The organism is Nitritalea halalkaliphila LW7, assembly GCF_000265075.1.
GTDB lineage: Bacteria > Bacteroidota > Bacteroidia > Cytophagales > Cyclobacteriaceae > Nitritalea > Nitritalea halalkaliphila.
The window spans coordinates 36,004-50,353 of record NZ_AJYA01000019.1; the positions used below are offsets into that span (position 1 = coordinate 36,004).

At 49.0% G+C, this 14,350-nt stretch carries 11 protein-coding genes, 4 tRNA genes and 3 pseudogenes; 5 read left to right on the forward strand and 13 right to left on the reverse strand.

Going from position 1 to position 14,350, the window contains the following annotated elements; translation table 11 throughout:
- Window positions 1–231 precede the first annotated feature (231 nt).
- The 5 genes and pseudogenes from rpsA to A3SI_RS07455 form a co-directional block, all read right to left on the reverse strand.
- Window positions 232–1,993 (reverse strand): annotated as a pseudogene (gene rpsA, locus A3SI_RS07440) (30S ribosomal protein S1).
- A 428-nt stretch (window positions 1,994–2,421) separates the two neighbouring features.
- The gene (locus tag A3SI_RS07445) at window positions 2,422–2,964 is read right to left on the reverse strand and encodes a 3-keto-disaccharide hydrolase (RefSeq protein WP_009054805.1); all 543 of its coding nucleotides are present in this window, start codon (window positions 2,962–2,964) and stop codon (window positions 2,422–2,424) included.
- Window positions 2,961–3,158, reverse strand: coding sequence for a hypothetical protein (locus A3SI_RS22485; protein WP_009054807.1), 198 nt, complete (start codon window positions 3,156–3,158; stop codon window positions 2,961–2,963). Before A3SI_RS22485 ends, A3SI_RS07445 begins: the two co-directional genes overlap by 4 nt.
- A gap of 12 nt (window positions 3,159–3,170) precedes the next feature.
- The gene (locus tag A3SI_RS07450; protein WP_009054811.1) at window positions 3,171–3,593 is read right to left on the reverse strand and encodes a c-type cytochrome; all 423 of its coding nucleotides are present in this window, start codon (window positions 3,591–3,593) and stop codon (window positions 3,171–3,173) included.
- An 18-nt stretch (window positions 3,594–3,611) separates the two neighbouring features.
- Window positions 3,612–4,669, reverse strand: a pseudogene (locus A3SI_RS07455) (sugar phosphate isomerase/epimerase family protein).
- 344 nt (window positions 4,670–5,013) lie between these two features.
- Between A3SI_RS07455 and A3SI_RS07465 the strand changes: the two are divergent.
- The 4 genes and pseudogenes from A3SI_RS07465 (at window position 5,014) to A3SI_RS07480 (ending at window position 9,415) form a co-directional block, all read left to right on the forward strand.
- Window positions 5,014–6,257, forward strand: a pseudogene (locus A3SI_RS07465) (nucleoside permease).
- The gene (locus A3SI_RS07470; RefSeq protein ID WP_009054822.1) at window positions 6,254–7,138 is read left to right on the forward strand and encodes a hydroxypyruvate isomerase family protein; all 885 of its coding nucleotides are present in this window, start codon (window positions 6,254–6,256) and stop codon (window positions 7,136–7,138) included. The pseudogene A3SI_RS07465 and the gene A3SI_RS07470 overlap by 4 nt, the downstream one beginning before the upstream one ends.
- Before the next feature lie 31 nt (window positions 7,139–7,169).
- A complete protein-coding gene (locus tag A3SI_RS07475) occupies window positions 7,170–8,849 on the forward strand; it encodes a GMC oxidoreductase (RefSeq protein WP_009054824.1) in 1,680 nt (559 codons plus the stop codon).
- 11 nt (window positions 8,850–8,860) lie between these two features.
- Window positions 8,861–9,415, forward strand: a complete 555-nt coding sequence (locus tag A3SI_RS07480) for a gluconate 2-dehydrogenase subunit 3 family protein (protein ID WP_040670387.1) — start codon at window positions 8,861–8,863, stop codon at window positions 9,413–9,415.
- A 180-nt stretch (window positions 9,416–9,595) separates the two neighbouring features.
- Here the strand turns inward: A3SI_RS07480 and A3SI_RS07485 are convergent, their stop codons facing one another.
- The 5 genes from A3SI_RS07485 to A3SI_RS07505 all read right to left on the reverse strand — a co-directional run bounded on the left by A3SI_RS07485 (window position 9,596) and on the right by A3SI_RS07505 (window position 10,816).
- Complete coding sequence (locus A3SI_RS07485; protein ID WP_009054828.1) at window positions 9,596–10,246, reverse strand: MCP four helix bundle domain-containing protein; 651 nt, start codon at window positions 10,244–10,246, stop codon at window positions 9,596–9,598.
- A 165-nt stretch (window positions 10,247–10,411) separates the two neighbouring features.
- Window positions 10,412–10,484, reverse strand: a tRNA-Lys gene (locus tag A3SI_RS07490).
- Between the two features lie 16 nt (window positions 10,485–10,500).
- Window positions 10,501–10,574: transfer RNA gene (locus tag A3SI_RS07495), tRNA-Arg, on the reverse strand.
- A 16-nt stretch (window positions 10,575–10,590) separates the two neighbouring features.
- Window positions 10,591–10,665: transfer RNA gene (locus A3SI_RS07500), tRNA-Pro, on the reverse strand.
- A 78-nt stretch (window positions 10,666–10,743) separates the two neighbouring features.
- Window positions 10,744–10,816 (reverse strand) — tRNA-Lys (locus A3SI_RS07505).
- A 108-nt stretch (window positions 10,817–10,924) separates the two neighbouring features.
- On the opposite strand from A3SI_RS07505, the gene A3SI_RS07510 reads away from it, so the two are divergent.
- A complete protein-coding gene (locus A3SI_RS07510) occupies window positions 10,925–11,647 on the forward strand; it encodes an SH3 domain-containing protein (protein ID WP_009054829.1) in 723 nt (240 codons plus the stop codon).
- A gap of 60 nt (window positions 11,648–11,707) precedes the next feature.
- On the opposite strand, the gene A3SI_RS07515 is transcribed toward A3SI_RS07510, so the two are convergent.
- The 3 genes from A3SI_RS07515 to gap form a co-directional block, all read right to left on the reverse strand.
- A complete protein-coding gene (locus A3SI_RS07515; RefSeq protein WP_009054831.1) occupies window positions 11,708–12,334 on the reverse strand; it encodes an LON peptidase substrate-binding domain-containing protein in 627 nt (208 codons plus the stop codon).
- Window positions 12,335–12,416: 82 nt separating this feature from the next.
- Complete coding sequence (locus A3SI_RS07520) at window positions 12,417–13,100, reverse strand: M48 family metalloprotease (RefSeq protein WP_009054833.1); 684 nt, start codon at window positions 13,098–13,100, stop codon at window positions 12,417–12,419.
- 172 nt (window positions 13,101–13,272) lie between these two features.
- Window positions 13,273–14,277, reverse strand: coding sequence for a type I glyceraldehyde-3-phosphate dehydrogenase (gap, locus tag A3SI_RS07525; RefSeq protein ID WP_009054835.1), 1,005 nt, complete (start codon window positions 14,275–14,277; stop codon window positions 13,273–13,275).
- Window positions 14,278–14,350: the final 73 nt, after the last annotated feature.

A 14,350-nucleotide genomic window follows, 5' to 3' on the forward strand; every position in this document is an offset into this window, starting at 1 on the left:
GCGCTAGGCATTACCCACTACCCTATTTCCATATTAATTGAAATACCGCCCTTAGAGCTTGCGAGACCGAGCGCTGCTGCGCTCATGTAAACCAGGCCGTCGAGACCAGCGCAAAAGAGCTGCAAGGCATCTACATCTGTACAAAACACCCTCCCAAAGAAGGCACTCCACACCATAAAAAAAGCCCGGAAAACCGGGCTTTAGTATACATGCAGACGGAAGTGCTTACGCTTACTTCTTACCGCCTTCCATTTGCTCTTTTAACTGTGCTAAAGCATCTAAGTCTCCTAATGTAGACTTCTCTGGCAGGCTCAGTAGACTCTGGCTTCTTCTTGCCAGCAGCCGCTTTCTTAGCAGGCTTCGCCTCTTCTCTAAACGTAGCTGTGTGCGATAACACGATGCGCTTATCCTCCTTAGAGAACTCCGTCACCACGAAATCAATCGCCTCACTTACCTCTACAGAAGAACCATCTTCCTTCTCCAGGTTTTTAGATGTAGCAAAACCCTCTAAACCGTAAGGCAACTCAAGTACCGCTCCCTTATCGTTTTTAGAAACGACTGTACACTTATGCGTAGAACCTACAGGGAAAACAGACTCGAAAGTATCCCATGGGTTCTCTTCTAACTGCTTATGACCTAAGGCTAATCTTCTGTTATCTACATCCAGCTCTAAAACAGCCACGTCTAACTCGTCGCCTACTTTTACGAACTCAGATGGATGCTTGATCTTCTTCGTCCAAGATAAATCAGACACGTGAACCAAACCATCGATTCCTTCCTCAAGCTCTAAGAACAAGCCGAAGTTCGTCAGGTTACGCACAACACCACGGTGCTTCGTACCTACAGCGTATTTCGTACTCATATCGCCCTTCGTCCAAGGATCTTCCGTTAGCTGCTTGATGCCTAGTGACATCTTACGGTCTTCCTTATCTAATGTAAGTACTACCGCCTCGATCTCATCACCCACTTTTACGAAATCCGCAGGATTACGTAAATGCTGTGACCAGCTCATCTCAGAAACGTGAATCAAGCCTTCTACTCCAGGAGCTAGCTCTAGGAACGCACCATAATCCGCTACGTTCACGATCTTACCCTGTACGCGAGAACCCACTTCCAACTCAGCAGAAAGTGCATCCCACGGATGAGCAGTAAGCTGCTTCATACCTAAAGAAATACGCTTCTTGTCATCATCGAAGTCTAACACTACGATCTGTACCTTATCATCCAGGTTAAGCACTTCCTCCGGATGATTAATACGACCCCAAGAGATATCCGTAATGTGAAGGAGACCATCTACACCACCCAAGTCGATGAATACACCGAAATTGGTCATGTTCTTGATCACACCTTCTAGTACCTGACCCTTCTCTAGGTTGTTCAGGATCTCCGCTTTCTGCTTCTCTAGATCTTTCTCGATGAGGACCTTATGAGAAACTACTACGTTATCATTCGCGTGGTTAATCTTAACCACTTTCACTTCCATTTTCTTGCCTACGTAAACGTCGAAGTCACGGATAGGCTTCACGTCGATTTGAGAACCCGGTAGGAAAGCCTCTACACCGTAGATGTCTACGATTAAACCACCCTTCGTTCTTCTCTTTACAAGACCTTCGATCACGTTATCATCTTCTAACGCAGACTCAATATCCTGCCATGCACGTACCATACGCGCCTTTTTTCTGGAAAGTACAAGCTGTCCTAAAGCATTCTCCTGCTCTTCGATAAACAACTCTACCTCGTCACCGATCTTTAAATCAGGAAGGTCACGGAATTCAGATACAGGCACTAAACCGTCAGACTTGAAGCCAATGTTAATGATAACATCCTTATCATTGATACCTACTACAGTACCCTTGATAACTTCTTTCTCTGTGATCTCATTTAGCGTTCCAGCATAAAGCGCTTCCATCTCCTCACGCTTTGCCTTAGAATAGCCTTCACCGAAACCTTTGGTGCCGAAATCGTCCCAGTTAAAATCTTGATTGTTTGACATATAAATGTAGTAACTCTGATTTTCAACAGCCCTAGAGTCATCGGGCTGAGGTTTTACAGTAAGGAATTCCTCTCGTTTCGAAAGGCCACTTCACTCGAAGGGAAGGCAAAAGTACGAAAAAAATCCTGACCATCCACCCTAAAAACGCATGAAATACAAGGAGATAAAGAAAAAAAGCCCCCAAAACGCTTTGGAGGCTGCAAGCAAAGAGTTAAACATTTAGTGAAAGGACGTATGTCCATGACAAATATACGCCTTCACCCTGAATTTACAAAATCAACCCCTGAAACTAAATCCCTACCGAATGAGATACTGCCGGCAGACTTTCTATAAAAAGAGTAGCGCCTAGACAGAAGAGCGTTTTGCACCTCCCGGTGCAAAACAAAGCCCCAAACCACGGGTCTCAAGTACAGGAAATCAAACGCCTTTTACAGACGTTTCACTTCGATATTCCGGAACCATACATCATCGCCATGATCCTGAAGTGCGATACGGCCAGACTTGAAAGAACCGAAACCTGGCATATCCTTAAACTTACTCCCTGCGATAAGCTCCTTCCAGCTCTCATCCCAAAGAGAGGTCTGCACTACCAAAACACCGTTTAACTTCAGCGAAAGCTGTTCGTCTTGGACGATTACCTCCGCTAAGTTCCACTCGCCCACAGGCCGGGCAGCTTCCTCACTCGCCTCGATCAGATCATATAAATCTCCCGCACGGTGCGTCCGAATCTGCCCATCAGGATGCCCGTCATTATCCAAAATCTGCATCTCAGGACCTGTCATCCACGGATACTGAAAATCTTCTGACTCATGCACTAAAAACATAATGCCCGAATTCCCATTTTTCGAAATTTTCCACTCTAAGCGCAGGTGAAAATCATCGAAGGTCTCCTCTGTAATGATGTCGCCACCATCACCGGTCTGCCAGCCATCCTTATTCGAGGCATCTAAATACAAGACCCCTTCCTTCACCTTCCAGGCAGCGCCACGGGCTCTCCCCCATATTTGCGCCAGCCACTCAGATCTTCTCCATTAAACAAAGCCACCCATTCCGCATCCGTAACTTCCGACTCCACCACCTCAGTTTCTACCTCTTCCGTGCGCTCAGGCCCACAAGCCGCCAGTATTCCGGCTAAAAACACACCTAAAATCATATTTTTCTTCATAGTCTGTCTGAATTAATCTTTAAACATTAAAATATAGCGCACCATCGTCTCCGCGTCGTCTTGACTGATCTGCGGATGCGGAGGCATAGGCACCTCGCCCCAGTTGCCATAGTTTCCATTGATAATATTGGCGGCCAGCATCTCCACGTTTTCATCCGTAGCCTCATAGCGCTCCGCCACATCCTTATAAGAAGGCCCGATCACCTTACGCACAGACATGTGGCAGGCCGTACAGCCATTCGCCTTCACTTTCTCACTGCCGGCTTGGAAAATAGGATCATTTTTGTACCGCTCCTCGGGGCTTTGCTTCACCTCCACAGCATCCGTCGTGAGCGCCTCTCCAGAGGTCGTCTGCTCACCGCCACCACCACAGGCGACAGTCATGAGAAATAGGCCCGACGCGATCAGGGCCACATACATACGATTCATCTTCATTTTTTATCTCTTTTAAAATTACATGTTCTCTCCTAAAATCTGCGCATTAAAGGCGGCATCTGCACCCGCGGAGGCGAAATCGTCAAAGGCCTTTTCCGTCACCCGAATCAGGTGCTCCTCGATAAAGCGCGCCCCCTCTATGGCTCCTTGCTCAGGATGCTTCAGCGCACACTCCCACTCTAAAACCGCCCAGCCAGCGAAATCATACTGCGCAAGTTTACTGAAAATCTGCTTGAAATCCACCTGCCCATCCCCTAAGGAACGGAAGCGACCGGCTCGCTCTACCCAGTTCTGATAGCCGCCGTAGACGCCCTGCTTGCCCGAAGGCGAAACTCCGCATCCTTCACATGGAACATCTTGATCCGCTCATGATAGAAATCGATAAACTGCACATAGTCCATGCACTGCAGCAGAAAATGGCTTGGATCATATAGAATATTCGCGCGCACATGCCCCTTCACCTCATCTAAAAACCGCTCGAACGTGACGCCATCGTGCAGGTCCTCACCTGGGTGCAACTCATAACAGAGATCTACTCCCGCCGCATCGAAGGCATCTAAAATCGGAAGCCAGCGTGCCGCCAAAGCCTGAAACCCCTGTTCCACCAGTCCCGCCGGGCGCTGCGGCCAAGGGTACACCGTATGCCACATCAGGGCCCCACTAAAGGTCGCATGGGCTTGCAAGCCTAAGTTCGCGGAAGCCTTTGCCGCGAGCAGCAGCTGCTCCTTCGCCCAGGCCTGCTTGCCCTTCAGGTCTCCCTTCAGCGCCGCTGGCGCAAAGGCGTCGAACAACTGATTGTACACCGGACTTAGCGCCACTAGCTGGCCCTGCAGGTGCGTGGACAGCTCGGTAATCTGAAGCCCCGCCGCCTCCACGGTTCCCCGCAGCTCATCCGCATACGTCTTACTCTCCGCCGCTAATTTTAAGTCCATCAGACGCGGCTCCCAGGTAGGAATCTGCACCCCTTTATAGCCTATTTCCGCCATCCACTGACAGATCGTGTCTAAACGATTAAAGGGCGCTTGGTCCCCTACGAATTGTGCCAGAAAAATTCCCGGCCCTCTCACATTTTTCATTTTTCAGTATTCGGTTTAATCGGTTTGGTTCTTTTCTAAACATTTTTTTTCACGAAAGGGTCTGCACTTCATCACAAAATCCACCAACGTCCTGACCCCAAGCGTCCTAAGTGGGATTTTGAATTTAAATCGATTGCAAAGCCTTTATAGGCTACTTTTTCACTTCGACTCCCATTTTTTTCTTCCAATCGCGCACGCCGCTTACGGATTCTTTTCCCGAAAAAACGGCATTTAAGATTTAAATTTAAAGGAAAAAGGCTGAATATTAAATGAAAAATTGATAGTTTGGTCTTATAATTCACGTTTCTCGAAAACGTTTTAAACCTATCTAACCGAAATAACGCATGCGTTCAGGAGTAAAATTTCAGCTTTCCTTTATGATGTTCTTGGAGTTCTTTATCTGGGGCTCCTGGTTCGTGACGCTGGGTACTTTCTTGGGTACCAACTTACAAGCGACGGGCGCGCAGACCGCAGCTGCCTTCTCTTCCCAATCCCTCGGCGCCATCATCGCCCCCTTTATCATCGGGCTCATCGCCGACCGCTACTTTAATGCTGAGCGCATCCTCGGCGTCCTCCACCTAGCAGGCGCAGCGCTCATGTTTATGATGTTTAATGCCACGGATTTTAGCAGCTTCTATCCTTATGTACTGGCCTACATGGTGCTGTTTATGCCCACCCTGGCCTAGTAAATTCCGTATCCTTTAATCAGCTGAAAAGCCCCGAAAAGGAATTTGCTGCCATTCGCGTCTGGGGAACCATCGGCTGGGTAGTGGCTGGTGCCGCCATCAGCTACGTCTTCGCTTGGGATAGCAGCGCCAGCTTGGCCGAAGGCCTCTTAAAAAATACCTTCCTGATGGCCGCTATCAGCTCCCTCATCCTAGGGCTCTTTAGCTTCACCCTCCCCGCTACACCCCCGAAGGCAAATAAAAACGAAAAGGTCAGCCTGGGCGGTCTACTCGGTCTAGATGCCATCAAATTATTAAAGGATAGAAACTACGGCATTTTCTTCGTTTCCTCTATCCTCATCTGCATTCCACTCGCCTTCTATTACCAGCTGGCGAACCCCTTCTTGACAGAAATCGGCGTGGCGAACCCTACCGGAAAAATGACCATCGGACAGGTCTCCGAGGCCCTCTTCCTGCTCGCACTACCCTTTTTCTTTAAACGTTTTGGCTTTAAAGTGACCCTGCTCTTAGGCATGATCGCCTGGGTGCTCCGCTATGCCCTCTTTGCATTCGGCGACGCTGACGGTAAGTTCTACTACCTACTCATCGGAATCGCGCTGCACGGCATCTGCTACGACTTCTTCTTCGTTTCGGGCCAAATTTATACCGATGCGAAGGCGGGGCCGAAAGTAAAATCCGCTGCACAGGGTCTGATTACCCTTGCCACCTATGGAGTAGGAATGTTGATCGGTTTTGCCGTGGCCGGCAAAGTAGCCGACGCCTACCTGCTCTCCGAAAACACACATGCTTGGGAATCCATCTGGCTCATTCCAGCAGGCATCGCGGCGCTAGTGGTCTTGATCTTCTTTATCGCCTTTAAGGACGAGCGTAAAAAAGATCCAGAAATACCTGTAAAAGCATGAAGCGCAGAACCTGGCTGAAAAGTATCGGAATCAGCAGCCTCGCACTAGGGACAGCCTCCCTTCACGGCCTCGCCGGAGCAGGGCAGCTGCGGACACCCGCCGCGAAAGACTCCCGGATACGCCATGCCTTCTGCAGCTGGCTATTCCCAGAACTGAGCCTAACCGAGCAGTGCGGCGTGGCACAAAAACTGGGCTTTCAGGCCATCGACCTGGTGGGCCCCGCCGGTTGGCCGACCTTAAAGGCCCATGGACTAGCTTGCAGCATGTGTAATGGAGCCGAGATTAGCCTGACCGAGGGTTTTGCGCAAGCAGACCTACACGAAGAGCTCTTCACCCGCTATGCGGCCCTGATTCCGGAAGTAGCTGCAGCTGGATATACAAACCTTATCTGTTTCAGCGGAAACCAAGGGCGCCAAAGTGATGCGGAGTGTTTAGCGAACTGCGCCGCAGGCCTGAGGCCCTTACTCCCTCTAGCAAAGGAGCATGGAGTCATCTTACACATGGAGCTGCTCAATAGCCGCTTGGATCACCCCGACTACTGGGCCGCCACGAGTGCAAAGGGCATCGCGCTCTGCGAGGAACTGGACAGCCCGCAGTTTAAGCTGCTCTTCGATATTTACCACATGCAGGTAATGGAAGGAGATCTCATTCGCAGTATACGCATGCATCACCAGCATTTCGGGCACTACCATACTGCAGGAAATCCTGGGCGTGGTGAGCTGACAAACCGACAAGAAATCCAGTATCCCGCCGTGATGGCAGCGATCATGGAAACAGGCTATACGGGCTACATCGCCCATGAATTTATTCCGAAGAATCCGGATAAGCAGCAGGCACTAGCAGAAGCGAAAGCAATCTGCGACAGTTACACGAAATTATAACTATACTAACGCGATAAACTCAATCACATAAATGGCAGATCAAACGTACGATGCGATCGTCGTCGGCTCCGGTATCAGCGGCGGCTGGGCGGCAAAGGAACTCACAGAAAAAGGCTTAAAAGTACTTTTATTAGAGCGTGGGCAAAATGTAGAACATGTCAAAGACTACAAAAACGCCAATCAGGCGCCTTGGGAAATCCCTCACCGAGGGCGCAGGACCATCGAAATGCTGGAAAATCACCCAAACTTAAAACGTGATTACGTCTTAAATGAGCAGAATCTCGACTGGTGGGCACATGAAAAGGACTCCCCCTACGTGGAGAAAAAACCATTTACCTGGTTTAGAGGCTACCAAGTAGGTGGACGCTCCCTGATGTGGGGCCGCCAGAGCTACCGCTTGGCTGACATCGACTTCGAAGCCAACTTAAAAGAAGGCATCGCAGTAGACTGGCCAGTGCGTTATAAGGACCTGGCCCCTTGGTACAGCTATGTAGAGCGCTTTGCTGGAATTTCCGGTAACCGTGACGGCCTGGATATCCTTCCTGACGGAGAATTTCTACCTCCGATGGACTTAAACTGCGTCGAAAAAGAGGTGGCGGAACGCATTAAAGCCAAGTGGAACGGGAAAAGGCTCATGACCATCGGCCGTGTGGCGAATATCACGCAGCCGCATGAAGGACGCGTAAACTGCCAGTACAGAAATAAATGCTGGCTCGGCTGCCCTTTCGGAGGCTACTTCTCTACGCAGTCCTCTACCCTTCCTGCCGCTATGCGTACGGGCAACTTAACCCTTCGCCCCTGGTCGATCGTAACCAAGCTTACCTACGATAAGGATACCCAGAAGGCCACAGGAGTGGAGGTTTTAGATGCTGAAAATAATCAGACCTACACGTATAAGGCCAAAGTAATTTTCCTGTGTGCCTCTGCCTTTAATTCCACCGCCATTCTGATGCGTTCTGCCACAGATATTTGGCCAGGAGGCCTCGGCAGCAGCAGTGGAGAGCTCGGCCATAACGTTATGGACCACCACTTCCGCGTAGGAGCGAACGGAACATACGAGGGCTTCGAGGACCGCTATTATTTTGGCCGCCGGCCAAATGGAATTTACATTCCGCGCTTCCAAAACGTAGGTGATGACAAGCGTGACTACGTACGCGGCTTTGGCTATCAGGGAGGCGCCAGCAGATCCGGATGGAGCCGTAATGTGGCCGAGATAAACTTCGGTGCTCCTCTAAAAGAGGCACTTACGGAGCCAGGACCTTGGAGCATGGGCATCACCGCCTTCGGTGAAATTCTCCCTTACCATGAAAATAAAATCACCCTGTCGAAGGATGTCACCGACAAGTGGGGGCTTCCTGTCTTAGAAATGGATGCAGAGCTGAAGGAGAACGAAAAGCGCATGCGAAAAGACATGATGAGCGAGGCGGTCGCTATGCTAGAAGCTGCCGGCTTAAAAGATGTACGCGGTTTTGATGCAGGTTACACCTTAGGCCAAGGAATCCATGAGATGGGAACCGCTCGTATGGGGCGTGACCCGAAAACCTCAGTCTTGAATGGCAATAATCAGGTGTGGGACGCTAAAAACGTTTTCGTCACAGATGGTGCCTGTATGACCTCAGGGGCTGCGCAGAACCCATCTCTGACCTACATGGCCTTAACCGCACGAGCAGCGGACTTTGCGGTAGCAGAATTAAAGAAAGGGAACCTATAAAAGAATCGATCATGGCAATCAATAGAAGAGACGCACTAAAATCCATGGCCCTCCTGATGGGAGGAACTATAGTAGGGATGAATGCCTTGTTGACAGGGTGTAGCCCAGAGGAACAACTTAGCGGACTGAATTTCAGCGAGAAAGATATCGCTTTCTTAGACGAGCTGGGTGAGGCGATTATCCCCACCACCGATACGCCAGGGGCTAAGGCAGCTGAAATCGGCACCTTTATGGTCATGATGGTAAAGGATACCTATAATGCAGCAGAGCAAGAGAAGTTTACCAATGGCCTGAATGCTTTACGCGCAGACTTTAAAAAACAGCAAAGCACAGACTTTATGGAGGCTAGCACGGCAGATCGCACCGCCTATCTCAACGCCCTACAGGCGCGAGCGGCTGAGGAGGAGGCTTTAGCTGGCTTCTTAGCGATGGCCAAGGATCTCACAGTCCTCGGGTATTTCACCTCTGAAATCGGTGCCACACAGGCCTTACGCTACATGGAGACGCCAGGGAAATACGACGGTTGTATGGAGTATGTTCCTGGCGACAGGGCATGGGCATTATAAAGGTGTAAAAACCTCGTTTATGGGTGTATAGGCAAGACTTCTTTATGTAGTCGTACATACTACTACCGGGGAAGTCAACACCCATCGGTCGCTCAAGTTAAAAAAAGACCCCTTAGGAAGGCAGCAGCTTTTCCTAAGGGGTTTTATCGTAATCGCTTTAGCTCATGTTTAGCTATAGACTTAATCCACCCAGTTCTTCGTGACGTAACGGGAGCTGTAAAGCAAGTAATACACCAGTACGAGTAAAAGAAACAAGCCTGCCACTTCAAACTGCGCCCAGATGCGCGAACGATTAATAATGACACTCGCTTCTTTTACTAAGCGCTGTCCTTCGTCCAGCTGAATTTCGGAAAGACGCTCTAAATCCGTCAGCGCACGCCGAATGGCCGCATTATAGACACGTACTTCCTCGGTGTTTACGGTGTTCGTCGCTGTATTAAAAATACGCTCATAGCGCTCTATTCTCAGCTCATCTTCCACGATGCGTCTAAAATCAGCCAGCGCATCGGCTTCACTTACGGTGAGGAGTGTGCTTTCGAACTGATAAACGCGGGCTAAAATCTCTTCCTCTTTTTGGGCGATGTCCGCTAGGATCAGGTCGGGATCTTCTACCACATCGCAGTGATTAATCGCTAGCTTTACTTCATACAGCCGCTCACTTATATCAAAAAGTAAAGACTCGGTAACTAAGCGGTCTTCGTACACAGAGGCGAAGGAACTCCCTAGCGCCTCGAAATTTTTACGCTCTAAATAATTTTTATACACGATCGCCAACACGATAACCGACAGAACACTGGCTAAGGTGAGCTTACTTCTAAATCCCTTTGTCATAATTTGGGTACGCTGAATTTCTATAATTGAACATGCTAAGTTAAAGGAATACAAGGTAAATCCAAGATTTTTCTTGTGAATACCAAGCCCTTAACCCTGCCAAAAATAAGCTACCGCGTGGGGCAAGATAAAAAAACAAAAGGGATATCCGAAGATATCCCTCTGTGATCCCGCTGGGGCTCGAACCCAGGACCCTAACATTAAAAGTGTTATGCTCTACCAGCTGAGCTACGGAATCTAAAATCTTAGTAATGTGATCCTGTCAGGACTCGAACCTGAAACCTACTGCTTAGAAGGCAGTTGCTCTATCCAGTTGAGCTACAGGACCTGCTTTCAAAAAGAAGTCGGGGTGGCAAGATTCGAACTTGCGACCTCCACATCCCAAATGTGGCGCGATAACCGGGCTACGCTACACCCCGATTCTGTTTGAGTTTGCAAAGGTAGTGATTACTCTTTGTAATCCAAACTTTTTTGAAAGCAGTTTTCAATTTATTTTGTGATCCCGCTGGGGCTCGAACCCAGGACCCTAACATTAAAAGTGTTATGCTCTACCAGCTGAGCTACGGAATCAAAATGCCCTTAAACGTATTTTAAAAGCGGTTAAATTATCGGCACTGACTTGGTTTTGAGTAAATCTTTGCCGTAATTGGACTGCAAAAATAAGCGTAGTAATTGAAAATGCAAAACCTAAAGCCCTTCTTTATTCTTTTTTTCCTGCTTTTTTTCAGCAAAAACACCCAAAACGCTAATGCTCAGGAAATTACTATCAGCCTCGAACAGGCAGATGCTTTCTTCGCCGCCCAAGACTATCAAGAGGCCATGGAAGTCTACGAAGTTCTCCTGCACGAACAGGGTAAATTCTCTCCTGCCATGCTACTAAAGATGGCCTTCATCGCAGAGGGTCGCGGGGATTTAAGCGCAGCCTCCTTTTACTTGGCCAAATACTACGCCCACAATAACTCCCCTAGAGTGGTCTCTAAAATTAAACTCATTAACGGACAGGAAAACCTCCGTGGCTTTACCGTATCAGACAAGGAACAGCTCCTTTCCCTTCTCCTACTCTATAAAGAACCCCTCCTCGGTGCACTCAGCCTTCTGGTAATCGTCTTCCTTATCTTAGCCCTTTTAAAGCCCGCCAGAGCCCGCGAAGCCGCCTTCCCTGCCCTGGTCTTTTGCCTGCTGGCCCTCGCCTTAAATAACGGCCTACAAGACCCTAAATACGCACTCATCGACCGCATGCCCACCTTACTCATGGAAGGCCCATCCGGTGGCAGCCGACTAGTGGAGAAACTGGAAACAGGCCACCGCGTACAGGTGGTCGGGGAAACCGACAACTGGCTCCGCGTCGAGCTGGAAAATGAAACGGGCTATATCCGTAAATCCAGCCTGCGCATGCTGTAACCACGGTAAGCTTGAGTCACGGATAGGCGCTACACCCTAAGCGCGGAAAGGGCGAAACAACTAAAAATCCAAAGGATCTAAATGCTTGAAATGGCCATTCAGCTGAATACGCTGTCGGGCCTTTTCAGCTTCTCGTAAGACAGGCAGGACGCGCAGCAGATGCTCACGCAAAAAGGAAATACGCTCTTCTTCCTCAGGCATTAGAAGCAAGGCATATTCCTGATCCAAACTCAGGCCCAACTTATGGGCCAAGTCGAAGCTTGTCGTCGTCTTGGCTTCGTAGGTTTTTTCATGCCCCATCAAGCGAAAAAAATCTTGAACATAAGGCATAAGCTGCTGCATCAGGTAAGGAATAACGACCAGCTGCTGCTCTCGGAAAACCACATCACCCCCCGCATAGAGCTTGCCCGGAAGTGGATTAAAGAAATGCTGAATCTGAAAGGTCCTGGTCGCACGACAGCTAATATCAAAGCGCCCATCCGCATACCGCTTTTCCACAGAGCTTAGCTCTAAAAGTGTGCCTATCGGCAAAAGACTATCAGAGTAGACACAAAGCCCGAAACGCCCATCTCCGGCCTCTAAATCGCCCACTAACTGCCTATATCGAGGCTCAAAAATATGTAAATTCACTTTCTCGCCGGGAAAAGCTACCAGCTTTAAAGGAAATAAAGGTAAACGCGATTCCATAGTCTTGCAGGTTTACCAAAATTAACACCATACCCCAAGGGATGTTTTAGCCCCGATTAAAAAAGACGGGCAGATGCATTTCCTAATCCCCTTCTTCCTCTGTACGTTGCTGTACGTGGTGCAGCGCTTCCTTTACATGCACGATCTGGGTAGGACTCATGTACAGATCTCGAATCTTCTCCTTATAATCCTCACTAAAATACGGATTCGATAAAATGTAATGCTTATTCGCTAAAATTTCTTCCCCTAAGCCGCAACCGATCGCATAGGCATCCGCTGCTAGCTCCGCATCCACCATGTGGCGCTGAGAGGTCATGTACTTCAGCCCAAAACGCATCATGCCCACAGAGCTCCTATTTAGATAATCCATAATATGCCCCAGCTCATGACCTATCCAGCCCATTAACACCTCCTTAGGGACGTCCTCCACAGGCATCAAACCATCTCCATCTGGTAAAAAACGCGTCAGCTTCACCTTGTACTTGCGATTGTCCTTACGGTCCACGAACAAACTTCCCAACTGAGACTGCCCAAGCATCTTGGCCCCACGGATGCGCTCCTTAAACTCGAACCGAATAAACACCTCCTGCAGCTCCGGAAAAAAACGTAAGGTCTCCACGACCACCTCCCGAAGCTCATCGGGCACCTCCTTATGCCGTAATAGTTCTTCTTCTGTTACTTGTTCTGTTACTTGTGCCAGGGCACAAAAGGAAAGGTAGCCGAAGAAAGGAACAAAGAAAAAAAGGAAACGGATGGAATGCTGCATAACGAAGAAATATACGTGCCAAACGAAAACGCAGACGTTCGCAAGCACAGTTTTAACTCTACTATAAAAGCGTGCTCTCCCTAAAATTGTTCCTGAACGAACAGACGCTTTGGCGCTCGCCACCAAAAAATAAAAAAATCGCCCACGGTTTCCCGCAGGCGACTGACATGATTTATTTCGCAGCGATATAGGCGAGTAGGTCTACGACCTTATTCGAATATCCCCACTCATTATCGTACCAAGAGACCACTTTCACGAACGTGTCGCTTAGCTGAATACCTGCACCCGCATCGAAGATAGACGTACGCGCATCGCCGATAAAATCGTTCGACACCACAGCGTCCTCCGTATAACCCAAAATACCGCTAAGCGCACCTTCAGAAGCTTCCTTCATCTTCGCACAAATCTCAGCATAGGTAGTAGGTTTCTGCAGACGTACCGTCAAGTCCACCACCGATACGTTCGGCGTAGGTACGCGGAATGCCATACCCGTCAGCTTGCCATTTAATTCTGGAATTACCTTTCCTACCGCTTTCGCAGCTCCCGTGGAAGAAGGGATAATGTTCTGACCAGCGCCACGACCACCTCTCCAGTCTTTCGCCGAAGGTCCATCTACCGTTTTCTGCGTCGCTGTAGTCGCGTGAACCGTCGTCATCAAGCCCTCCTCGATAATAAAGTTATCGTGTAACACTTTCGCGATAGGCGCTAAACAGTTCGTCGTACAAGAGGCATTCGACACGAAATCCATATCCGGAGTGTACGTATCTTCATTTACGCCCATTACGATCATCGGCGTATCATCCTTAGAAGGTGCAGACATAATTACCTTCTGAGCACCTGCCTCGATATGCCCCTTGGCAGACTCCTTGGTTAAAAATAAGCCCGTAGATTCCACGATATGCGTAGCACCCACAGCAGCCCAGTTTAAGTTGGCAGGGCTCTTCTCTGCCGTCACACGGATCTCACGCCCGTTTACGATCAGCTTGCCGTCCTGCACGTCTACCGTACCGTCGAATTTTCCATGAGTGGAATCGTATTTCAACATATACGCGATGTAATCCACATCGATCAGGTCATTAATAGCCACGACTTCGATGTCTTCACGCTGCTCAGCGACGCGAAAAACTAATCTCCCGATTCTACCGAAACCGTTAATTCCTACTTTGATTGTGCTCATAATTAACTATAGATTTAAATTTTGGGTACACTCCTTCTTATCCGGATTTCCCTGCATTCGTTTATGATTCAGT